Genomic DNA, 22,071 nt, shown 5'->3' with positions numbered 1-22,071 from the left:
TTTTTCTAGAATTGTATCATTTGTTACATTCTTTCCGCAAGACCTGTGCCATAATAGACGCAACACAAACTATTATGGAAAATAGTGGAAACAATACCGTCCTCTTACGGGCGGGGAAGGGGGATACGGCAATGGGTATGACAATGACGCAGAAAATTCTCGCCGCGCACGCGGGACTGCCGGAGGTAAAGGCTGGGCAGCTAATTGAGGCAAAGCTTGACCTAGTGCTTGGCAACGACATTACGTCGCCCGTGGCAATCAACGAGTTTGAGAAATGCGGCGCGGATTCCGTCTTTGACCGCGAACGAATTGCGCTCGTGATGGACCATTTCACGCCGAACAAGGACATTAAATCGGCCCAGCAGTGCCTAAAAACAAGGACGTTTGCCCGCAAGTACGACATTAAAAACTTCTTTGACGTAGGCCGCATGGGCATTGAGCACGCCCTTCTGCCGGAGCAGGGGCTTGTCGGGCCGGGCGATTGCGTCATCGGCGCGGATTCGCACACCTGCACCTACGGCGCGCTCGGCGCGTTTTCCACCGGCGTCGGCTCGACGGATATGGCCGCGGGCATGTTTACCGGCAAGGCGTGGTTCAAAGTGCCGTCCGCCATTCGGGTTGTGCTCACGGGAAAGCCGCAGAAGTGGGTCAGCGGCAAGGACGTGATTCTGCACTTGATTGGGAAAATCGGCGTCGACGGCGCACTGTACCGCTCGCTCGAATTCACCGGCGACGGGTTGAAATTCCTCGGCATGGCCGACCGCCTTACCATTGCCAACATGGCGATTGAGGCCGGCGCGAAGAACGGCATCTTCCCCGTGGACGAAATTACCGAAGCATACGTAAAAGGCCGCTTCCAGAGAGAGCCTGTCGTGTATACAGCGGACGATGACGCGGAATACGACGAAACCGTCACCATTGACCTTTCGGCGCTGCGCCCCGTTGTGGCGTTCCCGCATCTGCCTTCTAACACAAAGACCATTGACGAGGCAAAGGGCGTGAAAATCGACCAGAGCGTCATCGGCTCCTGCACGAACGGCAGAATCGAAGATATGCGTGTCGCAGCGGAAGTGCTTCGAGGCCGCAAAGTGGCCGACGGCGTGCGCTGCATCATCATCCCGGCTACCCAGCAGGTTTACCTCGATTGCATCCGCGAAGGCTTGGCGGAAATATTCGTCGAAGCCGGTGCAGTGTTCAGCACGCCGACTTGCGGACCTTGCCTCGGCGGGCACATGGGCGTCCTCGCGCAGGGCGAGCGCGCTGTCTCTACGACGAACCGCAACTTTGTCGGCCGCATGGGCCATGTGGACTCGGAGGTTTATCTTGCAAGTCCGGCGGTCGCGGCGGCAAGCGCCGTTACCGGCTGCCTGACCGACCCGGCGGAACTGGAAGGGAGGAACGGACAATGAATGCACACGGCTTTGTTCACCGCTACGGCGACAACGTGAATACCGACGTCATTATCCCGGCGCGCTACCTCAACACTTCGTCCCATGAGGAGTTGGCGGCGCACTGCATGGAGGATCTTGACAAGGATTTTGTCAAGAACGTGAAAAAGGGCGACATCATTGTTGCCGGCAAAAATTTCGGCTGCGGCTCCTCACGCGAGCACGCTCCCATCGCCATCAAGGCGAGCGGCGTTTCCTGCGTGATTGCCTGCTCCTTCGCACGCATCTTTTTCCGCAACTCCATCAACATCGGTCTACCGATTCTCGAATGTGAGGCTGCGGCGAAGGAAATCGCGGACGGCGATGAAGTTTCCATCGACTTCGACACCGGCACAATTAGAGATGAAACGACGGGCAAAACGTATCAGGCCCAGCCGTATCCGCCGTTCCTTCAGAATATCATCGCCAAGGGTGGACTTCTAAACAGCATTATGAAGTAAACGGCCCCTCCAAACTGCGGACTCTGCGTAACAGATTTTGTTGCGCAGAGCCTTTTTGCTTTTTGATTCCGAACGGGGTACAATGAAAGGCAGAAACTTGGCCTTTGCCGGTCTTATGAATACGTTTTTATGAAAAAACCGGGCGAGGACGGCATTACCGATGCTTGAATTGCTTTGCATTTTTTGGCGAAATGCGGTATGATGCTGTTGAACATGGCAACCGTCAAATTTATAAAATGTTCATATCTTCGACGGAAAAAATTTTAACAATTATGTTTATAGTAGCAGAAAGGTTTTGCGCTTTGCGCAGAGTTTTTTATAGCGTAGAAAAGGGGGACTGCCTTTATGGCGAATGTCAAGATCATGGTGGTCGATGACGACCAGAATATCTGCGAATTGCTCCGACTGTATCTGGAGAAAGAAGGATACACGGTTGTTATCGCGGGTGACGGAAAACAGGCTCTGGATATGTTCACAAAAGAGAATCCGGATCTTATGCTGCTCGACATCATGCTGCCTGGGCTTGACGGCTGGCAGGTTTGCCGGGAAATCCGCAAAAAGAGCCAGTGCCCCATTATCATGCTGACGGCGAAGGGCGAAGTGTTCGATAAGGTTTTGGGCCTGGAGCTCGGTGCGGACGACTATGTGGTAAAGCCGTTTGAAGCCAAAGAGGTTGTGGCGCGCATCAAAGCCGTGCTCCGCCGCATTGGCAAAAATGCAGACGATCAGGTCAAGAAGGTTGTCTACGACAAACTCTCCATTAACCTGACCAATTACGAGCTGAAGGTCAACGGCAAGCAGATTGATACGCCTCCGAAAGAAATGGAACTGATTTATCACCTCGCCAGCAACCCGAACCGGGTGTTTACCCGTGACCAGCTTTTGGACGAGGTTTGGGGCTTTGATTATTACGGCGACAGCCGTACCGTTGACGTTCATGTCAAGCGCCTCCGCGAAAAACTGGAGGGCGTTTCCGACAAATGGGCGCTTAAAACCGTGTGGGGTGTCGGTTATAAATTTGAAGTAAAGGAATGAAATATTCCTGATATTAGGATATATTTATGAAAAAGACCCTTTTTAAGAAGTATCTGCGGATCACCACAGCGGTCATCCTTGCAAGTTTTCTTGTCGTCAGCGTAACGATTCTGTTGTTTGTTACGGATTACTGGAAACACGAAAAGCGAGACATTCTGTTTCGGAGTGCGACGAATGTTGCTACGCTGGCGAAAAGCTATGCCACAGAAGCAGGCAAAAACGTCTACGTCATCAATGCCAACACGATGGGCGCATTCACAATGACTTTTGCGCAGAACATTGAGTCGGATATTTTCATCACCGACACATCAGGCAAGACCATCATCGCGTCGTACGGCGGGCAGGGCGGAGTCGTTGACGTCAGCAAGCCGGTTGATGCTAAAATCATGCGGCAAGTTTTGCAAGACCATTACAGTGCCGAAGGCACCATGAATGGCCGTTACCAGAACAATTATTATATCGTTGGTGTGCCGATTATCAAAAATGAAAACGGTGAACGAATCACCATCGGCGCGGTTTTTGCCGCTTACAACACCGAAACCTTTACCGCATTCCGCTGGTCGATTGTGCAGATGCTTTGCTATGCGCTGCTTGCCGCGTTCGCCGTCTCCTTCGCGGTTGTGTGGCTGTTTACCTACCGTTTGGTTCAGCCGCTCCGCAAAATGGCAAGCGCTGCGAACAGCTTCGGCAAAGGGAACTTTTCCGTGCGCGTCCCGATTTCGCGAGATGACGAAATCGGTCAGCTTGCCGAGGCGTTCAACAATATGGCGGATTCCTTGGCGTCAAGCGAATCTGCCAGCAGGAGCTTTATCGCGAACGTTTCCCACGAACTGAAAACGCCGATGACGACCATTGCCGGTTTTATCGACGGAATCCTCGACGGCACGATTCCTCCCGAAAAGGAAAAATATTACCTCGGAATTGTTTCGCAGGAGGTTAAGCGCCTTTCCCGCCTTGTGCGCACAATGCTTGACCTTTCGAGAATCGACAGCGGCGCCCTGAAACTGCGCCCGGCTCGTTTTGACCTGACAAATACCATCTTGGTGGCGCTGCTTTCTTTTGAGAAGAAGATAGAGGAAAAGCAGATTGAAGTGCAGGGCCTTGAGAATGCGAAGAGCATTTTTATCGAGGGAGACCCCGATATGCTTCATCAGGTTGTGTATAATCTGATTGATAACGCCGTGAAATTCACAAATGAGGGCGGCTACCTGAAAATCGAAATCTTTCAGCGCGACGGCCGAACCACGGTTTCGGTGGAGAACAGCGGCCCGGGTATTGCGCAGGATGAGCTCCCTATGGTCTTTGAGCGGTTCTACAAGACCGACAAATCCCGCAGCCGCGACAAAAACGGCATGGGCCTCGGGCTATATATCGTAAGGACTATTGTTCGTTTACACGGCGGTGATATCAAAGCCGAGAGCGAACAAAATCAATTCACGAGGTTTGAATTCTGGGTGCCCGATAAGCCCCCGAAGCACATGGCTGAACAGAGCCGTTTGGTAGAGACCACAGCGGATTCCCCGGAAGAACATCAGAAATAGAAGAAAGGCAGGAAGAAGCATGGAGAATAATCCATGGAACAACGGTTCAAATGGGCAAAACCCATATGACGAGGAGCAGAAGGATACGCAGCAGAGACCCAGCGGGGAAAATCCTTACGGTTCCGGTTGGGGCCAGAATCCTCCGCCCTACTCCCCCTATGGTACGCCCAATAATTATAATCGCTATGAGAATCCATATTCCCAGCCGGGGGGCCAGCGCCCATGGAATCCTTATGGCCAATACCCGGAGAAGGACCCGAATCACAAAATGAGCGAAGGCTTAAAGGTATTTCTCTGGATTTTGGTTGTGATTGCAATCGGCCTTGTCGGTTCATTCGCCTATTTTTCGTCACATCCATCGCTCGTACAGGATAATACGTCTTCCTCCTCGTCGTCCAGTTCTTCGGCTTCGTCAAGCTTTAACGGTACACTGCCGAAGGATTCCAACTCGGATTCCTCCGCCGAAGAGGAAGTCATCGGCGGTGTGACCGGTGACGGCACCGACAAAAATTCAGCTGGGATTACCATTCAACCTAAGCCGACGGGAACTGCGCTTACCGCTTCACAGGTCTACAAAAAGCTGATACAGAGCGTTGTGGGTGTGGAAACCACCGTTACGGCTGAGAACGGTCAAAGCCAAGTCGGCGAGGGCACCGGCATCGTAACGACGTCGGACGGCTATATTCTCACCAATGCCCACGTTGTGAACTATTCAAAGAGCAATGCGGTCAAAGTCGTCCTGCACAACAACAAGGCATACCAAGCCAAAGTCGTCGGGTACGATAAGACGACCGACCTTGCCGTGCTGAAAATCAACGCCACCGGACTTTCTCCGGCGACCTTCGGCGACGCAAATGCCATGGAAATCGGGGAGCAGGTTGTCGCCATCGGCAACCCGGGAGGCCTGAGCTTTGCCGGTTCCATTACCAGCGGCATCATTTCAGCGCTGAACCGTACCATCGAAAGCCGCAGCAAGAACGGCATGACCTTTATTCAGACCGACGCCGCCATCAACCCGGGCAATTCCGGCGGGCCGCTTGTGAATATGTACGCGCAGGTAATCGGCATCAATTCCAACAAGATTGCGCTGACGGGCTATGAAGGCATGGGTTTCGCCATTCCCATCAGCAAGGCACAGCCCATTATCAATCAGCTGATTCATACCGGCTACGTCTCCGGACGCTGCAGACTCGGCATTACAGCGCAGGAGATTGGAAGCGCACAGGCTGCCATTTTTGGCATTTCGGGCGGCGTTCAGATTAAGTCAATCGCTTCGGACAGCGATGTAGCGCGCGCCGGGGGCAAAGTCGGCGACATAATTACCAAGGCCGCCGGAAAAACCATTGAAACTCTGGATGACCTTTACGCGGTTCTGGAAGACCATAAGCCGGGTGACACGATTTCCCTCACCATTGTCTCTCCGGCTTTCTCCGACAACGATACCAAGACCATTCAGGTAAAGCTCTTGGAGGATAAAGGCGAAACACAGAGGTAAAACCATGAAACGTTCTGCGGAAGAGGAATTCTCCCTTTGATATTATCTGGGGGCATGCAATCCTTTTTACAAAAAGAAAAAGGCACTGCTTGGACTACTAAAATCACGAACTTACGGGATTATGAATCTCAGGCTTGTGGAAACACGGGTGTTTTTTCCATTCGCACAAGCGGGAAAAAGACCGAGCAATTTTCACTCAAATAACCCCCGAAAAATGCAGCGGGCAGGCCGAAAAAGAAATTTTCGGTCTGTCCGATTTTTTGAAAAAAACTGTTGCAATTCCCGTACAGCAGTGGTATTATAATAAAGCACGACTGCGACGATATGCGTTGAAGCGGGAGGTTGCGGCAGATACCTGCCGGTTATTTCCGTGGAGTATGTCCGATTTTAAACCGGGCGACAAATATTTTTGAGTGTGCGGATGACTATTGTAATAGTCGAACTCCGTTTGCTCAGACGTTTTTTAAGCCTAACCCGGATTTTCGATTCGCGTGCAGAAAATCCGGTTTTTTTGCGTAACGGGAAGAAACACCCGGCAAGTTGTTAGGATTTAAGAAACGCCGCCCGCCAACTACAATAAGGAGGCGATCCAAAGTGGCAGTCAAAGAAAAAATCAGGATCAGAATCAAAGGGTACGATCACGAGCTGGTTGACCAGTCGGCTGAAAAGATCGTGCAGACCGCGAAGCGTACAGGTGCAAGGGTTTCCGGACCTGTTCCGCTTCCGACCGAAAAGCAGATCATCACGATTCTGCGCGCCGTCCATAAATACAAGGACAGCCGTGAGCAGTTCGAGATGAGAACCCACAAGAGACTGATCGATATTCTCAGGCCGTCAAACAAGACCGTTGAGTCTTTGATGGGCCTGGAACTCCCCGCAGGTGTTGAAGTCGAGATTAAGCTCTGATTCCAACCAACCAGCGGCCGGGGTCATGTTGGCAGAGTGCCAACCAATAACCTGTCAAGGAGGTCAAAACATGAAAAAGGGCATTATCGGTAAGAAGATCGGTATGACACAGATCTTCGACGAGCAGGGCAGGGTCATTCCCGTAACGGTGGTAGAAGCCGGCCCATGCGCAGTAACCCAGAAGAAAACAGTTGAGAACGACGGCTATGCCAGTGTTCAGCTTGGTTTTGGCGACATGAAGGCTGAAAAGGTCAACAAGCCTATGAAGGGCCATTTTGATAAAGCTGGCACTGCACCGAAAAAAACGCTGCGTGAGTTCCGCTTTGATGACGTCGATTCCTACAATGTCGGCGATCTCGTGAAGGCAGATATCTTTGCAGCAGGCGACAAAATTGATGTTACAGCAGTTAGCAAAGGTAAAGGCTACGCCGGCGTCATTAAGCGCTGGAATTTCCACCGCCTCAAGGAATCCCATGGTACAGGCCCGATCACTCGTATGGGTGGTTCCAACGGCTGCAACTCGGATCCTTCCAGAGTATTTCCGGGTAAAAAGATGGCTGGACATCTCGGCGCTGAGCAGGTCACGGTGCAGAACCTGACCGTTGTGAAGGTTGACGTCGAAAACAACCTCATCGCCATCAAGGGCGCGGTTCCCGGCCCGAACGGCGGCATCGTAGTCATCCGTGACAGCGTTAAAGCTGCCAAGGCGTGAGGGAAGGAGGAACAGGAATGCCTACAGTAGCAGTATTCGATATGGCCGGTAAGGAAGTCGAAAAGATGGAACTTGCCGATTCCGTATTCGGAATTGAGCCGAACGTAGCGGCAATGCACGACGCGGTTGTTGCACATCTGGCGAATATGCGCCAGGGAACACAGTCCGCTCTTACTCGCTCGGAGGTTTCCGGCGGCGGAAGAAAGCCGTGGAGGCAGAAGGGAACGGGCCATGCAAGGCAGGGTTCCATCCGTGCTCCGCAGTGGAAACACGGCGGTGTTGTGTTTGCACCGAAACCGCGCGACTATTCCATAACGCTCAACAAAAAGGTAAAGCGTCTCGCTATGAAGTCCGCCCTTTCCAGCAAAGTGGCTGACAATGAGTTTGTTGTCATTGACAAGATTGCGATGGATTCTTACAAGACGAAGACAATCGCGGCTATGCTCAAGGCAATCGGCTCTGAGAAGAAAGCTCTCATCGTTCTGCCTGAGGTAGACGATAAGGTCATCGCATCCGCGGCTAACATCCCGGGCGTGAAGACCACAGTGGTCAATACCCTGAACGTATACGACATCCTTAACGCTGACAAGTTCATTGTTGTAAAGGACGCCGTGGCACGCATCGAGGAGGTGTATGCTTAAATGGCACCGCAGGACATCATTATCCGTCCGGTCATTTCTGAAAAAAGCATGGCCGGTATTGCAGAGAAAAAATATACCTTCGAGGTAGCAAAGAATGCGACTAAGATTGACGTTGCAAGAGCTTGCGAAGAGCTGTTCGGCGTCAAAGTTGCCAAGGTGAGCACAATTAACGTCCGCGGCCGCTTCCGCCGCCAGGGCAGATTTGAAGGCTACACCAGTTCTTGGAAAAAAGCAGTCGTTACTCTGAAACCCGACAGCAAAACGATTGAATTTTTCGACAGCATGATGTAATTCCGCATTTTGCGGAGGCATGGATGGGGAACCGGCACTTCCCCGCAAAGCCGTCATGAGGAGTGTGAAATATGCCAACTATAAACTTTAAGCCGACCACGGCTTCCCGGCGCAATATGTCTGTTATCGATTACAGCGTTCTGACAAAGAAAGCACCGGAGAAGAGCCTGCTGGCCCCTAAGAAAAAGAAATCCGGCCGCAACAGCTATGGCCGCATCACCGTTCGCCATCGCGGCGGCGGAAACCGCAAGAAGTACCGTATCATTGATTTCAAGCGCCGTAAGTTCGACGCTCCTGCAACCGTTTTGAGCATCGAGTATGACCCGAACCGCAGCGCTTTCATCGCTTTGATTCAGTATGAAGACGGCGAAAAGAGCTACATCATCGCGCCGGAAGGCGTGAAGGTTGGCGATACAGTCGTCGCCGGTACCGCAGTGGATATCAAGCCGGGCAACGCCCTTCCGCTTGAGAACATCCCGGTAGGTACGTTTATTCACAACGTTGAGCTTTACCCCGGCAAGGGTGCACAGCTTGCTCGTGCAGCAGGCATCATGGCCCAGCTGATGGCAAAAGAGAACGGCCTCGCACTGCTCCGCCTGCCCTCCGGTGAGCTCCGCAATGTTCCGATCAGCTGCATGGCAACAATCGGCCAAGTCAGCAACATCGACCACGAGAACATGAAGATCGGTAAAGCGGGCCGTAAGCGTCACATGGGTTGGCGCCCGACCGTCCGCGGTTCTGTTATGAACCCGAACGACCACCCGCACGGCGGCGGCGAAGGCAGAGCGCCGATTGGACGTCCCGGACCGGTTACTCCGTGGGGTAAACCAGCTTTGGGCTACAAGACACGTTCGCGTCATAACCGCTCTGACCGCTTCATTGTGAAGCGCAGGAACGGCCAATAAGCGTACGGAAAGGAGCTTGTGAATTATGAGCAGAAGCATTAAAAAGGGCCCTTATGTTCAGCCCGTGCTGCTTAAGAGAATTCAGGAAATGAATAAATCCGGCGAAAAGAAGATTATCAAGACCTGGAGCAGGTCTTCCACCATCTTCCCGGATTTTGTCGGTCATACCATTGCGGTCCACGACGGCCGTAAACATGTTCCGGTATATATTACAGAAGATATGGTCGGACACAGACTCGGTGAATTCGCACCGACTCGTACTTTCCGTGGGCATTCGGGCTCGAAGACAACTTCGCCCACGGGCAATAACGGCTGAAAGGAGTGCACAGCATGGAAGAAAGCATGGAAGCCAGAGCATACCTGAGATATGCCAGGATTTCACCCCGAAAAGTCCAAATCGTGCTTGACCTGATCCGCAACAAGCCGGTGAACGTCGCCATGGCGATTCTGAAGAATACGCCGAAAGCTGCGAGCGAACCGGTCGCCAAGCTGCTCAAGTCAGCCGTTGCAAATGCAGAGAACAACATGAGCATGGATCCTTCTAAGCTTTACGTTGCCAAGTGTTTCGTAAGCCCGGGTCCGATCCTCAAGCGCATCCGTCCGAGAGCTCAAGGCCGCGCGTTCCGTATCCTCAAGAGGACATCGCACGTGACCATGGTGCTCAAGGAAAAGGAATAAGTGAAGAGGAGGTAAATTATGGGCCAGAAAGTTAATCCACACGGTTTCCGTGTAGGCGTTATTAAAGATTGGGATTCCCGCTGGTTTGCGAAGGATGAAGTCTTTGCCGATATGCTCGTTGAAGACTACAAGCTTCGCAAGATGCTGCTCAAGCAGCTTGCACCGGCAGGCGTTCCGAAGGTTGAAATTGAGCGCGACGCCTCTAAGGTTCGCATTCATATTCACTGCGCAAAGCCCGGCATCGTCATCGGTAAGGGCGGCGCTGAGATCGAAAAGCTTCGCCTCCAGTGTGAAAAGTTCCTGGGCAAGCCGGTTACGATCAATATCGTTGAGATTAAAAATCCCGACACAAACGCGCAACTCGTTGCAGAGAACATTGCGCAGCAGCTGGAGAAGCGTATCTCCTTCCGCCGCGCCATGAAACAGTGCATCGGCCGCGCCATGAAGATGGGCGTAAAGGGAATCAAAACACAGGTTTCCGGCCGTCTGGGCGGTGCTGAAATTGCACGGCGCGAACAGTATCATGATGGAACCATTCCCCTTCAGACCATCCGTGCCGATATCGACTACGGCTTCGCCGAAGCTGCGACAACCTACGGCCGCATCGGCGTAAAAGTTTGGATTTACAAGGGCGAAGTTCTTCACGACAACCGCAAACAGCTTCAGTCCCATAAGGAAGGAGGCGGCAGATAATGCTGATGCCCAAACGCGTGAAATACCGCAAAGTTCAGCGTGGCCGCATGACAGGCAAATGCCTTCGCGGCAATAAAGTAGATTACGGCGAATACGGCCTTCAGGCGCTGGAGCCGGCATGGATTACCGCTAACCAGATCGAGGCTGCACGTGTTGCCATGACACGTTACACAAAGAGATTCGGCCAGGTCTGGACGAAGATTTTCCCGGATAAACCGGTTACAAAGAAACCTGCCGAAGTCCGCATGGGTTCCGGTAAAGGTGCTCCCGAGTACTGGGTAGCAGTTGTAAAACCGGGCCGCGTAATGTTTGAAATGGGCGGTATCCCGGAGGAAACGGCTAGGGAAGCCCTGCGCCTTGCCGCGCACAAACTGCCGATCAAGTGCAAAATCGTAACCAAGGAAGAAACGGGTGGTGAGCAGTAATGAAGGCCTCAGAAGTCAGAGAAATGACCACGGAAGAGCTGGAGAGCAAACTTAAAGATTTGAAAGCCGAGCTCTTCAACCTCCGCTTTCAGCTTTCGATTAACCAGCTCGAAAACCCGATGCGTATTAAGGCCGTCAAGAAAGATATTGCCCGTATAAAGACGGTTCTGCGCGAGAATGAGCTGAAAGAAGAAGCGTAAGGGAAGGGAGGATGCACCGTGAGCGAAAGAAATATCAGGAAGACCGAGGTCGGTAGAGTTGTCAGCAACAAGATGGATAAAACCATCGTGGTTGCCGTAGAAGACAGCGTGAAGCACCCGATCTACAAAAAGGTTATTAAACGTACCGTCAAGCTCAAAGCTCATGACGAGAACAATGAGTGCTCAATCGGCGATCGCGTGCGTGTAATGGAGACCCGTCCCCTGAGCAAGGATAAAAGATGGCGTCTTGTCAAAATTTTGGAGAAGGCCAAGTAGCCTTGGCCCCGTGCAAAGGAGGAACGCACCGTGATTCAACAGCAGACTTACCTTAATGTTGCCGACAACACCGGCGCGAAGCAGTTGATGTGCATTCGCGTTCTGGGCGGCACAGGCAGAAGGTATGCAAATATCGGCGACGTAATCGTCGCATCGGTTAAGAAAGCGGCCCCCGGCGGCACCGTTAAGAAGGGCGACGTTGTCAAGGCCGTAGTTGTGCGCACCGCTTCAGGCGTCCGTCGCGAGGACGGAACATACATCCGCTTCGATGAGAATGCGGCCGTGCTTATCAACGACGACAAGAATCCGAAAGGCACACGTATTTTCGGACCTGTAGCCCGTGAGCTGCGCGACAAGGATTATGTCAAAATCCTGAGCCTTGCCCCGGAAGTGCTGTAATGGGAGGTGCTCTGTGATGAAAAATAAAGTTCATGTAAAGACTGGCGACACAGTCGTTGTGCTGAGCGGAAAAGACCGTGGCAAGAAGGGCAAAGTCCTTCAGGTCAGCCCGAAAGAAGGCAAGGTTATTGTTGAGAAAATCAACCTTGTCTCCAAGCATGTAAAGCCCCGCAAGCCCGGCGATCAAAGCGGCATCGTCAAAGCAGAGGGTGCCATGTACGCCTGCAAAGTACAGATTGTTTGTCCTCACTGCGGCAAACCGACGCGTGTCAGCCACAAGATCTTTGAGGACGGCACGAAAGAGCGCATCTGCAAAAAATGCGGCGAAGCGCTGTAAGGAGGAGAAACATGGCAGCAAGACTGAAAGAGTACTATCAGAAGGAAGCCGCACCGGCCCTGATGAAGAAGTTTTCCTATAAGAGCGTCATGCAGATCCCGAAGCTCGAAAAAATTGTCATCAATGTGGCCGCGGGCGACGCCAAAGAGAACTCTAAGGTGATCGATTCGGTCATCAGTGATCTTTCCGCGATCACCGGCCAGAAGCCGATGATTTGCACCGCGAAAAAGTCCGTCGCTAACTTCAAAGTCCGCGCTGGAATGAAAATCGGCGCCAAGGTTACACTCCGCGGCGACCGTATGTATGAGTTTCTGGACCGCCTCTTCAATGTGGCGCTCCCGCGTGTCCGCGACTTCCACGGCATAAACCCGAACTCCTTCGATGGACGCGGCAATTATAATATGGGCATCAAAGAACAGCTTATATTCCCGGAAATTGACTACGACAAGGTTGACAAGGTCCGCGGAATGGACATCTGCATTGTTACGACGGCAAAAACCGACGAGGAATCCAGAGAGCTTCTCAGACTCATGGGTGCCCCGTTCGCGAAATAAGGAGGGTTCACTGTGGCCAAAACTTCAATGAAGATTAAACAGAGCCGCCCTGCGAAGTATTCAACACGCGCTTACAACAGATGCAAGATCTGCGGCAGGCCGCACGCCTACCTTCGTAAGTTCGGCATCTGCCGTATCTGCTTCCGTGAGCTTGCCTACAAAGGCGAGATTCCGGGCGTTAAAAAGGCAAGCTGGTAAGGCTGAAAAGGAGGTAACGGCATGCAAATCACAGATACCATCGCTGATCTGCTTACTCGTATTCGCAATGCGAGCAATGCCAAACACGATACCGTTGAAATCCCCGCTTCCAACATGAAGAAAGCCATTGTTCAGATTCTTGCTGACGAAGGCTATATCAAGGGATACACGGTTACCGATGACGGCAAGCAGGGCGTTATCAAAGTGACTTTAAAATATGGCGAAGGCAAAACGGCCGCGATTAACGGTCTGCAGAGAGTTTCAAAACCCGGCCTTCGCATTTACCGCAACGCAGACGAACTGCCGAAAGTTATGAAAGGCCTCGGAATTGCAATTATTTCTACTTCCAAGGGCATTATGACGGACCGTCAGGCCCGTAAAGAACATGTGGGCGGCGAAGTTCTCGCGTTCATTTGGTAAGAATAAGGGGGTGCAGCAATGTCGCGAATTGGAAGAAAACCCATAAATATTCCCGCCGGCGTCACCGCAACAGTTGACGGCAGCGTTGTTACCGTCAAGGGCCCGAAAGGAACTCTGACTACGAAAATCCACCCGAACATGACCGTGAAGGTCGAGGGCAATGAGATCCTTGTTACCCGCCCGAATGACGAAAAAGAAAACAAAGCCCTGCACGGAACGACACGCTCCATCATCAACAATATGGTGCTCGGCGTTACAGAAGGCTTCAAGAAAGAGCTGGAAGTTAACGGTGTCGGCTACCGTGTTCAGAAACAGGGCAGCAATCTCGTTATGAACCTCGGCTTTTCGCATCAGGTGATTGTTCCGGAAGTTCCGGGCATCACGATTGAATGCCCCACGGCGAACAAAATTGTTATCTCTGGCCCGGATAAGCAGCAGGTTGGTCAGTTTGCAGCGGAAGTCCGCGAGAAACGTCCGCCTGAACCGTATAAGGGCAAGGGCATTAAGTATGTGGATGAACACATCCGCCGTAAGGAAGGCAAAGCCGGTAAAGGCGCTAAGAAGTAAGGAGTGAATCGCAAATGGTGAACAAGGCCGATACGAACAAGGCCAGACTGCACCGCCACAAAAGAGTGCGCGGCAAGATCAGCGGTACGGGCGAGTGCCCGCGCCTAAACGTATTTCGCTCTGCCAAGAACATTTATGCCCAGATCATCGATGATGAAAAAGGCGTAACACTTGTGGCTGCTTCTTCGCTAGACAAGGAGTTCTCCGGCAGCAACGGCGGAAACAAAGAAGCGGCCCGCAAAGTTGGCCTAGCTATTGCTAAGCGTGCCGTGGAAAAGGGAATCGAAAAGGTCGTTTTTGACCGCGGCGGTTATCTGTATCACGGCCGCGTCAAAGAACTGGCCGAAGGCGCCCGCGAGGGCGGCCTCAAGTTCTAAGAGGAGGAGGAAAACTTTTGGCTAGGATTGACGCTTCAGCAATGGAACTCAAGGAACATGTGGTTGCCATCAACCGTGTTTCTAAAACCGTTAAAGGCGGCCGCATTTTCAAGTTTTCGGCACTGGTCGTCGTCGGCGACGGAAACGGCACTGTCGGCTTCGGCATCGGCAAGGCCGGTGAAGTCCCGGACGCAATCCGCAAAGGGATTGAAGACGCTAAGAAGAACCTGATTAAGGTTGCTCTTCACGGCGATACTATTCCGCACGAGATTATCGGTTCCTACGGCGCAGGCAGAGTGCTTATGAAGCCAGCTGCTCCTGGTACCGGTGTCATCGCCGGCGGCCCGGTTCGTGCTGTTGTGGAAGCTGCTGGCATCCGCGACATCCGCACGAAGGCCCTCCGTTCCAATAATCCGTGCAATGTTGTCCGTGCAACAATGGACGGACTGGCTAAACTGCGCAATGCAGAGCAGGTCGCTCAGACACGCGGCAAATCTGTAAAAGAAATTTTTGCATAAGGAGGGCATAGCAATATGGCACAGCTCAAAATAACGCTGGTCAAGAGCACGATCGGCGCCAAGAAAGACCAGATTGCAACCGCCCACTCTCTTGGTCTTACCAAAATCGGGGATTCGTCGATTCAGCCAGACAACGCCCAGACCAGAGGCAAGGTGGCCAAGATTATCCACCTCATCGAGGTAAGCAACGCATAAGCAAGGAGGTGTGAAACTCTATGAAGTTGAACGAACTGACAGCAGTTCCCGGCTCCCGCAAAGCACCGAAGCGCGTTGGAAGAGGCGCTGGCTCCGGTCAGGGAAAGACAGCTGGTAAGGGACATAAGGGCCAGAAGGCAAGATCCGGCGGCTCCATCCGTCCGGGTTTTGAAGGCGGTCAAATGCCTCTACAGAGACGTATCCCGAAGCGTGGCTTCGTTAATCATTTTGCAAAGAATATCCAAACCGTGAATGTTGGTGCGCTTGAGAAATTCGATAACGGGGCAGCGGTTGATGCCAAGTCCTTAACTGAAGCAGGACTCGTGAATAGGTCCGGCGATGGGATTAAGATTCTCGGGAACGGAAAACTCACGAAGAAACTGACGGTGAGGGCGAATGCTTTCTCTGCCTCCGCAAAAGAAAAAATCGAAGCGGCTGGCGGGAAGGCAGAGGTGATCTGATTTGTTTAAGACAATCAAGAACGCCTGGAATATTCCGGACCTTCGCAAAAAGATGCTGTTTACCATTTTCATCATCATTGTGTTTCGGTTCGGTTCCTCCATTCCGGTTCCGTTTCTTGATACAGCGGCTTTGAAGTCCGTTATGGATACCGTTGCCGCTTCGGGAACCGGATTGGCCTATCTGGATACACTTTCCGGCGGCGCGTTTGCGCAGGCGACTTTGTTCGCCATGAGCGTAACGCCCTATATTAACAGCTCCATTGTTATTCAGCTTCTCACTGTTGCCATTCCTGCTCTTGAGCGCATGGCAAAAGAAGGAGAGGAAGGCCGGAAACGCCTCGGTGCTATTACCCGGTATGTTGCCGTTCTGCTGGCACTGATCCAGGCTATTGTCTACTACTTCTACCTGCGCAACAGCGCGGCTTCCGACGGAACTTACATTGTGAAGTACCGCGAAGGCGGAGCAGGCGTCTTTGCTGCATTCGTCATTATTCTGACGTTTACGGCAGGCGCTGCACTGATGATGTGGCTGGGCGAACAGATCAACCAGCACGGCGTTGGCAATGGTATTTCGATTCTGCTTTTCGCCGGCATTGTTTCCAGAATGCCTCATGTGTTCAATACGCTGGGAACTTTCTGGAATGCGGCCAATCAGGATCCTTCCAGCTACGGAAAGTATTACTTCCTCGTTCCGCTGTTTGTTGTCCTGTTCCTGGTCGTTATATGGGTCATCGTCTTTATGTATGACTCCGAGCGCCGGATTCCGGTTCAGTACGCGAAACGTGTTATCGGCCGGAAAATGTACGGCGGTCAGAGCACTCACATTCCGATCAAGGTTGGCCTTTCCGGCGTTATGCCAATTATTTTCGCAAGCTCCATTTTGATTCTGCCGGAAACAATCCGCTTTATGATGGGCAGCAAAGCCCCGACGTCCGGTTTCTGGTATAGCTTCTTTGAGGCCTTCTCAACGACGGGATGGCTTTATGCAATTCTCTATTTCATTCTGATTATTGCATTTGCCTATTTCTACATGACGATTCAGTATAATCCGATTGAAATGGCCAATAATCTCCGTCAGAATAATGGCACGATTCCGGGCATTCGTCCCGGCAAGCCGACTTCCGACTATATCACTAAGGTCCTTTATAAAGTGACATTTATTGGTTCCCTGTTCCTCGCCTTCATTGCTTTGCTCCCGATTATCTTCGGCGGCACGACCGGCATGAGAAACCTTTCTATCGGCGGCACTTCGCTGCTGATTCTTGTCGGTGTTGCACTGGAAACGGTGAAACAGTTGGAATCTCAGATGATGATGAGACATTACAAGGGCTTCCTTGACTGAGAAGGAGTGAGAAGCAATGGGCATGAACCTCATTTTCCTCGGCGCACCGGGCGCCGGTAAAGGAACTCACGCTGAAATCCTTTCAAAGGATGTCGGCATCCCACAGATCTCAACGGGTAATATTATCCGTGAAGCGCTGAAAAGCGGCACAGAAATGGGCCTCAAGGCAAAGTCTTATATTGAGGCAGGAAAACTCGTTCCGGATGACGTCGTAATCGGCATCATCCGTGATCGTCTTGCACAAGACGACTGCGCAAACGGATTTATCCTTGACGGGTTTCCGCGCACCATTCCTCAGGCCGAGGCGCTGGACAAAATGGTGAGAATCGACCGTGTCATCAATCTTGATGTTCCGGAATCGTTGATTCTTCGCCGTCTGTCCGGCCGCCGTGTCTGCAGCAACTGCGGAGCCTCCTATAATGTCGACACACGCCCGCCGAAAAAGGAAGGCATCTGCGACGTTTGCGGTGGCACCCTTGTTCAGCGCAAGGATGACAATCCGGAAACTGTGCGTGAAAGACTCAAAGTTTACCATGAGCAGACGGAGCCTCTGGTTGATTATTATGAGAAGCAGGGCAAGCTTCGTACTGTCCACGGCACTGACGACACTGATTCCACGGCGCGCGACATCAAGAATGCATTAGAGGCTTGATGATGATTGTCCTTAAAACTAGCAGAGAATTAAAGATTATGCGCGAAGCGGGAAGAATTGCCGCAAACGCACTAAAACTTGCCGGAGCAGCGGTCGAACCGGGTGTTTCCACCTGGGAGATCGACCGTATTGTTCGCCGTTACATTGAGGAGCAGGGTGCAAAACCCACGTTCCTCGGTTACGGCGGTTTTCCGGCGAGTGCATGTGTTTCCGTTAACAATGTAGTCATCCATGGCATACCGAGTAAAAAGCAGCTGATTAAGGAAGGCGATATCGTCAGCATCGACGTAGGCGCGACTTATGACGGCTATGTGGGGGATAATGCGTGGACTTTTCCCTGCGGGAAAGTAAGTGCCGAAGCGCAGAGACTGTTGGATGTAACGCGCGAAAGCCTCTATGAAGGAATTCAGAAAGCGCTTGCAGGAAACAGAATCGGCGACATCGGCAGCGCAATCCAGCGGTATGTCGAAGCTCGCGGTTACTCGGTGGTACGCGATTTTGTCGGCCACGGAGTAGGCGCGAAGATGCATGAGGACCCGAGTGTTCCCAATTACGGCACACCCGGCAGGGGTGTGCGCCTGTTGCCTGGCATGACCATCGCCATTGAACCGATGATCAACCAGGGTGTGAAAGAAGTTAAAACGTTGGAGGACGGCTGGACCACAGTCACCGCCGACGGCAAGCTCTCCGCTCACTTTGAAAAAAGCATCGCGGTCACCCCGGATGGACCTGTCATTCTGACGGAGCCTGATTAAGGGGGGTCGACAATGGAATTCGAGAGAGGGCGTGTGGTGCGGTCGCGTGCCGGGCGTGATGGCAACGGTTTTTTCGTTGTTCTACGTTCTGAAGGACGTAGCGCCGTTATTTGCGACGGTCGCCGAAGAAAACTGGAACATCCAAAGCGGAAGAACCTGAAGCATCTTGCGGCAACCGGCACCGTGCTCTCAGAAGACCAAATGAAGACAAACCGCGAAATTCGCCGGGCTCTTGCCCAATTTCAAAGCAAAGAGCCGCTTTCTAGATGAGGAGGCTGATTTAATGTCGAAACAGGATGTAATTGAAACCGAAGGTATCGTAACTGAAGCCCTACCGAATGCCATGTTCACGGTGGAGCTTCCCAACCACCATACAATACTCGCGCATATCTCCGGCAAGCTGCGCATGAATTTCATCCGCATTCTTCCCGGCGATAAGGTAACCATAGAGCTTTCGCCCTATGACCTCACGCGCGGCCGCATTACATGGCGTTCTAAGTAATTCACGAAAAGCTGACAGCCTGCAAAAGGGAGGGCACTCAAATGAAAGTCAGACCTTCTGTAAAGAAAATGTGCGAGAAATGCAAGATTATAAAGCGCAAGGGTAAAATCATGGTTATCTGTGAGAACCCGAAGCACAAGCAGCGCCAGGGTTAACGGCGCAAATCAAAATTTGGAGGTGCAACCACTATGGCGCGCATATCAGGCATCGATCTGCCGCGGGATAAGCGCATCGAGATTGCTCTTACTTATATCTACGGAATCGGCCGCAAAACGGCCAGCGACATTTGCGCTGCAACTGGCGTGAACCCGGATATTCGTGTAAGAGACCTCTCTGAAGATGACGCAGCAAAACTGAGAGAATATATTGACCATAACTACCGCGTTGAAGGCGACCTTCGCCGTGACAATGCTTTTGCCATCAAGCGGCTGATTGAAATCGGCTGCTATCGCGGCATCCGGCACCGCAAAGGCCTGCCGGTTAGAGGCCAGCGCACAAAGACCAATGCACGTACACGCAAAGGCCCGCGCAAGACAATGGCCAACAAGAAGAAATAATCTGGGAGGGATTGAAAGATGGCAGCTCAGAAAACGGCTGGCAAGACTGTTACCCGCAGACGTCGTGAGCGCAAGAATATCGACCGCGGATCAGCTCATATCCAGTCCACTTTTAACAATACAATCGTAACAATTACTGACGTTCAGGGCAACGCTGTGTCATGGGCCAGCTCTGGTGAGCTCGGCTTCCGCGGCTCGAGAAAATCCTCTCCGTTTGCGGCACAGTCCGCTGCTGAAGCGGCAGCCAAAGCAGCTATGGAGCATGGCATGAAGTCCGTTGAAGTTTATGTGAAAGGCCCGGGTGCGGGCCGTGAAGCAGCGATCCGTGCGCTGCAGGGTGCAGGCCTCGAGATCAGCATGATCAAGGACGTTACCCCAATTCCGCACAATGGTTGCCGCCCGCCGAAGAGAAGACGCGTATAGTTTCAGGAGGTGTAAGCAAAAGATGGCTAGATATACCGAATCCGTCTGCAAGCAGTGCCGCCGTGAGGGACAGAAACTGTTCCTGAAAGGCCAGAGATGCTATACAGACAAATGCGCCGTGGCCCGTAGGACTTACGCTCCTGGCCAGCATGGTCAGGGTCGCCACAAGACCTCTGAATATGGCCTCCAAATGCGCGCAAAGCAGATGACCAAACATTATTACGGTGTTCTGGAATCTCAGTTCCGTAAATATTACGCAATGGCAGAGAAGAAGCAGGGCAAAACAGGTGAAGAAATGCTCATTCTGCTCGAGCGCCGCCTTGACAATGTGGTTTATCGTCTCGGCTGGGCAAACTCCCGTCCGGAAGCTCGCCAGCTCGTTACACACGGCCACATCGCTGTGAACGGCAAGCGCGTTGACATTCCTTCTTACCTGACGAGCCCGGATGAAGTTATTTCCATCATGGAAAAGAGCCGCAAGAGTGAAAAGATTAAGAGCGCGCTGGAAGCCAACGCTTCCCGCCCGGTACCGAAGTGGCTCGAAGTAAACCGCGATGCGTTCGAGGGCAAGGTCATCGTTCTGCCGACCCGCGAAGAGATCGACCTTCCTGTTGATGAAACCCTCATTGTTGAGTATTACTCGAAGTAATGCCAGCCCCCTTCGGGGGGCCAGCATGATGGCAGACAGATTCATCCGCTATTTGGTTAGGAGGGTCGCTGATGATCGAGTTTGAGAAGCCAAAAATAGAGACAAGTGATTTATCCGAGGACGGAACCTACGGCAAGTTCGTTGTTGAGCCGCTGGAACGTGGCTTTGGAACGACTTTGGGAAATAGCCTCAGGCGTGTGCTCCTTTCTTCGCTGCAGGGAGTAGCGGTGACCTCGGTCAAAATCGACGGCGTACTTCATGAGTTTTCCACCATTCCCGGTGTCAAAGAGGATGTAACAGAGATTATCCTCAACCTGAAAGGTTTGACCGCAAAACTGCACTGCAATGGCCCCAAAACGGTGGAAATCGCCGCCGAAGGCCCGTGCGAAGTAACGGCAGACTCTATCAAGTGCGACAGTGAAGTGGAAATCCTGAATCCGGATATGCACATTGCCACATTGGGCGAAGGTGCCAAGCTGTTCATGGAAATCACCCTTGACAAGGGCCGCGGCTATGTTCCCGCTGAGCGGAACAAGCAGAACATGGGTGCCAACGTAATCGGTGTGCTGCCGGTGGATTCCATTTATACCCCGGTTTATAAAGTTAATTACAATGTTGAGCCGACCCGCGTCGGACAGAGTATCGACTACGATAAGCTGACGCTGGAAGTCTGGACGAACGGAGTCATTAGTGCGCAGGAAGCCGTTTCACTTGCTGCAAAGGTGCTTACCGAGCATCTCAATCTGTTCGTTGATTTGTCCGATAAGGGCAGCAGCACAGAAATCATGGTAGAAAAAGACGACAAGAGCAAAGAGAAGCTCCTCAACATGACGATTGAGGAACTCGACCTTTCGGTTCGTTCTTTCAACTGCCTGAAACGTGCAGGAATCAATACTGTCGGCGATATCATCAGCAGGACAGAAGAAGACATGATGAAAGTTCGCAACCTTGGGCGCAAGTCCCTGGAAGAAGTCGTCTGGAAGATGGCTTCGTTGGGCTTCAATCTCCGCAAGGAAGACGAATGATCTATCCCGCATAAGGTAAAGGAGTGAAATTCGATGCCAGGAACCAGAAAGCTTGGAAGAGCCACTGACTGCAGAACAGCAATGCTGCGCGCCATGGTTACTTTTCTGTTAGAGAATGGCAAGATCGAAACCACCGTCACTCGTGCCAAAGAGGTTCGCTCCATGGCCGAGAAGATGATTACGATCGCAAAAAAGGACAGCCTCGCCAACAAGCGTCTTGTTTACGGCTTTGTCACAAAAGACGCAGTCGTACACAAGCTCTTCACAGAGATTGCCCCGAAATATGCCGAGCGTAACGGCGGCTACACCCGCATTACGAAAATCGGCCCCCGCCGCGGAGATGCTGCGGAGATGGCCATTATCGAGCTGGTTTGAGCCAATCGGTTAACAAGCAGGGAAGAGCAGAAAGCTTTTCCCTGCTTTTTGATTTACAGAAATCATAGCTGGACATCAT

General features: G+C 52.2%; 37 protein-coding genes. All 37 read left to right on the top strand.

The genetic code is table 11. The features are described 5' to 3' along the window. Nucleotides 1-131: 131 nt before the first annotated feature. The 37 genes from leuC to rplQ all read left to right on the top strand — a co-directional run bounded on the left by leuC (nt 132) and on the right by rplQ (nt 21,992). Nucleotides 132-1,409, top strand: coding sequence for a 3-isopropylmalate dehydratase large subunit (leuC, locus tag NOG13_RS00585; protein ID WP_283110385.1), 1,278 nt, complete (start codon nt 132-134; stop codon nt 1,407-1,409). Beyond that, nucleotides 1,406-1,888 carry a 3-isopropylmalate dehydratase small subunit gene (gene leuD / locus NOG13_RS00580; RefSeq protein WP_283110384.1) on the top strand — a complete coding sequence of 161 codons (483 nt, stop codon included), beginning with the start codon at nt 1,406-1,408 and terminating at the stop codon, nt 1,886-1,888. Before leuC ends, leuD begins: the two co-directional genes overlap by 4 nt. 345 nt (nt 1,889-2,233) lie before the next feature. Continuing rightward, the gene (locus NOG13_RS00575; RefSeq protein ID WP_283110383.1) at nt 2,234-2,923 is read left to right on the top strand and encodes a response regulator transcription factor; all 690 of its coding nucleotides are present in this window, start codon (nt 2,234-2,236) and stop codon (nt 2,921-2,923) included. A 26-nt stretch (nt 2,924-2,949) separates the two neighbouring features. Further along, on the top strand, nt 2,950-4,464 hold the full coding sequence (locus tag NOG13_RS00570; RefSeq protein ID WP_283110382.1) for a sensor histidine kinase: 1,515 nt from the start codon (nt 2,950-2,952) through the stop codon (nt 4,462-4,464). A gap of 19 nt (nt 4,465-4,483) precedes the next feature. Next, on the top strand, nt 4,484-5,959 hold the full coding sequence (locus tag NOG13_RS00565) for a S1C family serine protease (protein ID WP_283110381.1): 1,476 nt from the start codon (nt 4,484-4,486) through the stop codon (nt 5,957-5,959). A gap of 594 nt (nt 5,960-6,553) precedes the next feature. Further along, on the top strand, nt 6,554-6,865 hold the full coding sequence (gene rpsJ, locus NOG13_RS00560; RefSeq protein ID WP_283110380.1) for a 30S ribosomal protein S10: 312 nt from the start codon (nt 6,554-6,556) through the stop codon (nt 6,863-6,865). Nucleotides 6,866-6,935: 70 nt separating this feature from the next. Further along, nucleotides 6,936-7,577, top strand: a complete 642-nt coding sequence (rplC, locus tag NOG13_RS00555) for a 50S ribosomal protein L3 (RefSeq protein WP_283110379.1) — start codon at nt 6,936-6,938, stop codon at nt 7,575-7,577. Nucleotides 7,578-7,594: 17 nt separating this feature from the next. Further along, nucleotides 7,595-8,218, top strand: a complete 624-nt coding sequence (gene rplD, locus NOG13_RS00550; protein WP_283110378.1) for a 50S ribosomal protein L4 — start codon at nt 7,595-7,597, stop codon at nt 8,216-8,218. Then, nucleotides 8,219-8,509 carry a 50S ribosomal protein L23 gene (rplW, locus tag NOG13_RS00545; RefSeq protein WP_283110377.1) on the top strand — a complete coding sequence of 97 codons (291 nt, stop codon included), beginning with the start codon at nt 8,219-8,221 and terminating at the stop codon, nt 8,507-8,509. A 71-nt stretch (nt 8,510-8,580) separates the two neighbouring features. Then, nucleotides 8,581-9,414 (top strand): 50S ribosomal protein L2, encoded by an 834-nt coding sequence (gene rplB, locus NOG13_RS00540; protein ID WP_283110376.1) that lies wholly within the window; start codon nt 8,581-8,583, stop codon nt 9,412-9,414. Nucleotides 9,415-9,439: 25 nt separating this feature from the next. Continuing rightward, a complete protein-coding gene (rpsS, locus tag NOG13_RS00535) occupies nt 9,440-9,730 on the top strand; it encodes a 30S ribosomal protein S19 (protein WP_283110375.1) in 291 nt (96 codons plus the stop codon). Nucleotides 9,731-9,756: 26 nt separating this feature from the next. Further along, nucleotides 9,757-10,092, top strand: coding sequence for a 50S ribosomal protein L22 (gene rplV, locus NOG13_RS00530; protein WP_283111194.1), 336 nt, complete (start codon nt 9,757-9,759; stop codon nt 10,090-10,092). Between the two features lie 18 nt (nt 10,093-10,110). Beyond that, nucleotides 10,111-10,785, top strand: coding sequence for a 30S ribosomal protein S3 (rpsC, locus tag NOG13_RS00525; RefSeq protein WP_283110374.1), 675 nt, complete (start codon nt 10,111-10,113; stop codon nt 10,783-10,785). Next, on the top strand, nt 10,785-11,210 hold the full coding sequence (rplP, locus tag NOG13_RS00520; RefSeq protein ID WP_283110373.1) for a 50S ribosomal protein L16: 426 nt from the start codon (nt 10,785-10,787) through the stop codon (nt 11,208-11,210). The genes rpsC and rplP overlap by 1 nt, the downstream gene beginning before the upstream one ends. Then, nucleotides 11,210-11,410, top strand: a complete 201-nt coding sequence (gene rpmC / locus NOG13_RS00515) for a 50S ribosomal protein L29 (RefSeq protein WP_283110372.1) — start codon at nt 11,210-11,212, stop codon at nt 11,408-11,410. The genes rplP and rpmC overlap by 1 nt, the downstream gene beginning before the upstream one ends. A gap of 18 nt (nt 11,411-11,428) precedes the next feature. Continuing rightward, on the top strand, nt 11,429-11,686 hold the full coding sequence (rpsQ, locus tag NOG13_RS00510; protein ID WP_283110371.1) for a 30S ribosomal protein S17: 258 nt from the start codon (nt 11,429-11,431) through the stop codon (nt 11,684-11,686). Nucleotides 11,687-11,716: 30 nt separating this feature from the next. After that, a complete protein-coding gene (gene rplN / locus NOG13_RS00505) occupies nt 11,717-12,085 on the top strand; it encodes a 50S ribosomal protein L14 (protein ID WP_283110370.1) in 369 nt (122 codons plus the stop codon). A 16-nt stretch (nt 12,086-12,101) separates the two neighbouring features. Beyond that, nucleotides 12,102-12,422: a 50S ribosomal protein L24 gene (rplX, locus tag NOG13_RS00500; protein WP_283110369.1), complete on the top strand. Its 321-nt coding sequence runs from the start codon at nt 12,102-12,104 to the stop codon at nt 12,420-12,422. Between the two features lie 11 nt (nt 12,423-12,433). Then, nucleotides 12,434-12,976: a 50S ribosomal protein L5 gene (gene rplE, locus NOG13_RS00495; protein WP_283110368.1), complete on the top strand. Its 543-nt coding sequence runs from the start codon at nt 12,434-12,436 to the stop codon at nt 12,974-12,976. 12 nt (nt 12,977-12,988) lie between these two features. Next, nucleotides 12,989-13,174, top strand: a complete 186-nt coding sequence (locus tag NOG13_RS00490) for a type Z 30S ribosomal protein S14 (protein WP_283110367.1) — start codon at nt 12,989-12,991, stop codon at nt 13,172-13,174. A gap of 21 nt (nt 13,175-13,195) precedes the next feature. Further along, nucleotides 13,196-13,594, top strand: coding sequence for a 30S ribosomal protein S8 (gene rpsH / locus NOG13_RS00485; protein ID WP_283110366.1), 399 nt, complete (start codon nt 13,196-13,198; stop codon nt 13,592-13,594). 18 nt (nt 13,595-13,612) lie between these two features. Next, the gene (gene rplF, locus NOG13_RS00480; RefSeq protein ID WP_283110365.1) at nt 13,613-14,161 is read left to right on the top strand and encodes a 50S ribosomal protein L6; all 549 of its coding nucleotides are present in this window, start codon (nt 13,613-13,615) and stop codon (nt 14,159-14,161) included. Nucleotides 14,162-14,175: 14 nt separating this feature from the next. After that, a complete protein-coding gene (gene rplR, locus NOG13_RS00475; protein WP_283110364.1) occupies nt 14,176-14,538 on the top strand; it encodes a 50S ribosomal protein L18 in 363 nt (120 codons plus the stop codon). A gap of 17 nt (nt 14,539-14,555) precedes the next feature. After that, nucleotides 14,556-15,056 carry a 30S ribosomal protein S5 gene (gene rpsE, locus NOG13_RS00470; protein WP_283110363.1) on the top strand — a complete coding sequence of 167 codons (501 nt, stop codon included), beginning with the start codon at nt 14,556-14,558 and terminating at the stop codon, nt 15,054-15,056. Between the two features lie 15 nt (nt 15,057-15,071). Next, nucleotides 15,072-15,251, top strand: coding sequence for a 50S ribosomal protein L30 (gene rpmD / locus NOG13_RS00465; protein ID WP_283110362.1), 180 nt, complete (start codon nt 15,072-15,074; stop codon nt 15,249-15,251). 20 nt (nt 15,252-15,271) lie between these two features. After that, on the top strand, nt 15,272-15,712 hold the full coding sequence (rplO, locus tag NOG13_RS00460; protein ID WP_283110361.1) for a 50S ribosomal protein L15: 441 nt from the start codon (nt 15,272-15,274) through the stop codon (nt 15,710-15,712). Nucleotide 15,713: 1 nt separating this feature from the next. Then, a complete protein-coding gene (gene secY, locus NOG13_RS00455; protein WP_283110360.1) occupies nt 15,714-17,054 on the top strand; it encodes a preprotein translocase subunit SecY in 1,341 nt (446 codons plus the stop codon). A 22-nt stretch (nt 17,055-17,076) separates the two neighbouring features. Continuing rightward, complete coding sequence (locus NOG13_RS00450) at nt 17,077-17,706, top strand: adenylate kinase (protein ID WP_283111193.1); 630 nt, start codon at nt 17,077-17,079, stop codon at nt 17,704-17,706. 2 nt (nt 17,707-17,708) lie between these two features. Then, nucleotides 17,709-18,461, top strand: a complete 753-nt coding sequence (map, locus tag NOG13_RS00445; protein ID WP_283110359.1) for a type I methionyl aminopeptidase — start codon at nt 17,709-17,711, stop codon at nt 18,459-18,461. Nucleotides 18,462-18,473: 12 nt separating this feature from the next. Continuing rightward, entirely contained in the window at nt 18,474-18,731 is a 258-nt protein-coding gene (locus NOG13_RS00440; protein WP_283110358.1) for a KOW domain-containing RNA-binding protein, read from the top strand. A gap of 13 nt (nt 18,732-18,744) precedes the next feature. Continuing rightward, entirely contained in the window at nt 18,745-18,963 is a 219-nt protein-coding gene (gene infA / locus NOG13_RS00435) for a translation initiation factor IF-1 (protein ID WP_066650266.1), read from the top strand. Between the two features lie 41 nt (nt 18,964-19,004). Then, nucleotides 19,005-19,118 (top strand): 50S ribosomal protein L36, encoded by a 114-nt coding sequence (rpmJ, locus tag NOG13_RS00430; protein WP_177675409.1) that lies wholly within the window; start codon nt 19,005-19,007, stop codon nt 19,116-19,118. A 33-nt stretch (nt 19,119-19,151) separates the two neighbouring features. After that, on the top strand, nt 19,152-19,520 hold the full coding sequence (gene rpsM / locus NOG13_RS00425; protein ID WP_283110357.1) for a 30S ribosomal protein S13: 369 nt from the start codon (nt 19,152-19,154) through the stop codon (nt 19,518-19,520). Nucleotides 19,521-19,538: 18 nt separating this feature from the next. Continuing rightward, on the top strand, nt 19,539-19,943 hold the full coding sequence (rpsK, locus tag NOG13_RS00420; RefSeq protein WP_283110356.1) for a 30S ribosomal protein S11: 405 nt from the start codon (nt 19,539-19,541) through the stop codon (nt 19,941-19,943). A 22-nt stretch (nt 19,944-19,965) separates the two neighbouring features. Beyond that, nucleotides 19,966-20,592 (top strand): 30S ribosomal protein S4, encoded by a 627-nt coding sequence (gene rpsD, locus NOG13_RS00415; RefSeq protein WP_283110355.1) that lies wholly within the window; start codon nt 19,966-19,968, stop codon nt 20,590-20,592. Nucleotides 20,593-20,663: 71 nt separating this feature from the next. Next, a complete protein-coding gene (locus tag NOG13_RS00410; protein WP_283110354.1) occupies nt 20,664-21,617 on the top strand; it encodes a DNA-directed RNA polymerase subunit alpha in 954 nt (317 codons plus the stop codon). 33 nt (nt 21,618-21,650) lie between these two features. Further along, complete coding sequence (gene rplQ / locus NOG13_RS00405) at nt 21,651-21,992, top strand: 50S ribosomal protein L17 (RefSeq protein WP_283110353.1); 342 nt, start codon at nt 21,651-21,653, stop codon at nt 21,990-21,992. Nucleotides 21,993-22,071 lie beyond the last annotated feature (79 nt).

This window comes from Thermocaproicibacter melissae, assembly GCF_024498295.1.
In the GTDB taxonomy this organism is placed as follows: domain Bacteria; phylum Bacillota; class Clostridia; order Oscillospirales; family Acutalibacteraceae; genus Thermocaproicibacter; species Thermocaproicibacter melissae.
Note: the sequence above shows the minus strand (reverse complement) of the source record. Positions and strands in the feature narration are given on the sequence as shown.

Bases quoted from the DNA above. Each gene is read 5' to 3' on its own strand.
- leuC (WP_283110385.1), top strand. From the start codon at position 132: ATGGGTATGACAATGACGCAGAAAATTCTCGCCGCGCACGCGGGACTG.
- leuD (WP_283110384.1), top strand. From the start codon at position 1,406: ATGAATGCACACGGCTTTGTTCACCGCTACGGCGACAACGTGAATACC.
- NOG13_RS00575 (WP_283110383.1), top strand. From the start codon at position 2,234: ATGGCGAATGTCAAGATCATGGTGGTCGATGACGACCAGAATATCTGC.
- NOG13_RS00570 (WP_283110382.1), top strand. From the start codon at position 2,950: ATGAAAAAGACCCTTTTTAAGAAGTATCTGCGGATCACCACAGCGGTC.
- NOG13_RS00565 (WP_283110381.1), top strand. From the start codon at position 4,484: ATGGAGAATAATCCATGGAACAACGGTTCAAATGGGCAAAACCCATAT.
- rplC (WP_283110379.1), top strand. From the start codon at position 6,936: ATGAAAAAGGGCATTATCGGTAAGAAGATCGGTATGACACAGATCTTC.
- rplD (WP_283110378.1), top strand. From the start codon at position 7,595: ATGCCTACAGTAGCAGTATTCGATATGGCCGGTAAGGAAGTCGAAAAG.
- rplW (WP_283110377.1), top strand. From the start codon at position 8,219: ATGGCACCGCAGGACATCATTATCCGTCCGGTCATTTCTGAAAAAAGC.
- rplB (WP_283110376.1), top strand. From the start codon at position 8,581: ATGCCAACTATAAACTTTAAGCCGACCACGGCTTCCCGGCGCAATATG.
- rpsS (WP_283110375.1), top strand. From the start codon at position 9,440: ATGAGCAGAAGCATTAAAAAGGGCCCTTATGTTCAGCCCGTGCTGCTT.
- rplV (WP_283111194.1), top strand. From the start codon at position 9,757: ATGGAAGCCAGAGCATACCTGAGATATGCCAGGATTTCACCCCGAAAA.
- rpsC (WP_283110374.1), top strand. From the start codon at position 10,111: ATGGGCCAGAAAGTTAATCCACACGGTTTCCGTGTAGGCGTTATTAAA.
- rplP (WP_283110373.1), top strand. From the start codon at position 10,785: ATGCTGATGCCCAAACGCGTGAAATACCGCAAAGTTCAGCGTGGCCGC.
- rpmC (WP_283110372.1), top strand. From the start codon at position 11,210: ATGAAGGCCTCAGAAGTCAGAGAAATGACCACGGAAGAGCTGGAGAGC.
- rplX (WP_283110369.1), top strand. From the start codon at position 12,102: ATGAAAAATAAAGTTCATGTAAAGACTGGCGACACAGTCGTTGTGCTG.
- rplE (WP_283110368.1), top strand. From the start codon at position 12,434: ATGGCAGCAAGACTGAAAGAGTACTATCAGAAGGAAGCCGCACCGGCC.
- rpsH (WP_283110366.1), top strand. From the start codon at position 13,196: ATGCAAATCACAGATACCATCGCTGATCTGCTTACTCGTATTCGCAAT.
- rplF (WP_283110365.1), top strand. From the start codon at position 13,613: ATGTCGCGAATTGGAAGAAAACCCATAAATATTCCCGCCGGCGTCACC.
- rplR (WP_283110364.1), top strand. From the start codon at position 14,176: ATGGTGAACAAGGCCGATACGAACAAGGCCAGACTGCACCGCCACAAA.
- rpmD (WP_283110362.1), top strand. From the start codon at position 15,072: ATGGCACAGCTCAAAATAACGCTGGTCAAGAGCACGATCGGCGCCAAG.
- rplO (WP_283110361.1), top strand. From the start codon at position 15,272: ATGAAGTTGAACGAACTGACAGCAGTTCCCGGCTCCCGCAAAGCACCG.
- NOG13_RS00450 (WP_283111193.1), top strand. From the start codon at position 17,077: ATGAACCTCATTTTCCTCGGCGCACCGGGCGCCGGTAAAGGAACTCAC.
- map (WP_283110359.1), top strand. From the start codon at position 17,709: ATGATTGTCCTTAAAACTAGCAGAGAATTAAAGATTATGCGCGAAGCG.
- NOG13_RS00440 (WP_283110358.1), top strand. From the start codon at position 18,474: ATGGAATTCGAGAGAGGGCGTGTGGTGCGGTCGCGTGCCGGGCGTGAT.
- infA (WP_066650266.1), top strand. From the start codon at position 18,745: ATGTCGAAACAGGATGTAATTGAAACCGAAGGTATCGTAACTGAAGCC.
- rpmJ (WP_177675409.1), top strand. From the start codon at position 19,005: ATGAAAGTCAGACCTTCTGTAAAGAAAATGTGCGAGAAATGCAAGATT.
- rpsM (WP_283110357.1), top strand. From the start codon at position 19,152: ATGGCGCGCATATCAGGCATCGATCTGCCGCGGGATAAGCGCATCGAG.
- rpsK (WP_283110356.1), top strand. From the start codon at position 19,539: ATGGCAGCTCAGAAAACGGCTGGCAAGACTGTTACCCGCAGACGTCGT.
- rpsD (WP_283110355.1), top strand. From the start codon at position 19,966: ATGGCTAGATATACCGAATCCGTCTGCAAGCAGTGCCGCCGTGAGGGA.
- NOG13_RS00410 (WP_283110354.1), top strand. From the start codon at position 20,664: ATGATCGAGTTTGAGAAGCCAAAAATAGAGACAAGTGATTTATCCGAG.
- rplQ (WP_283110353.1), top strand. From the start codon at position 21,651: ATGCCAGGAACCAGAAAGCTTGGAAGAGCCACTGACTGCAGAACAGCA.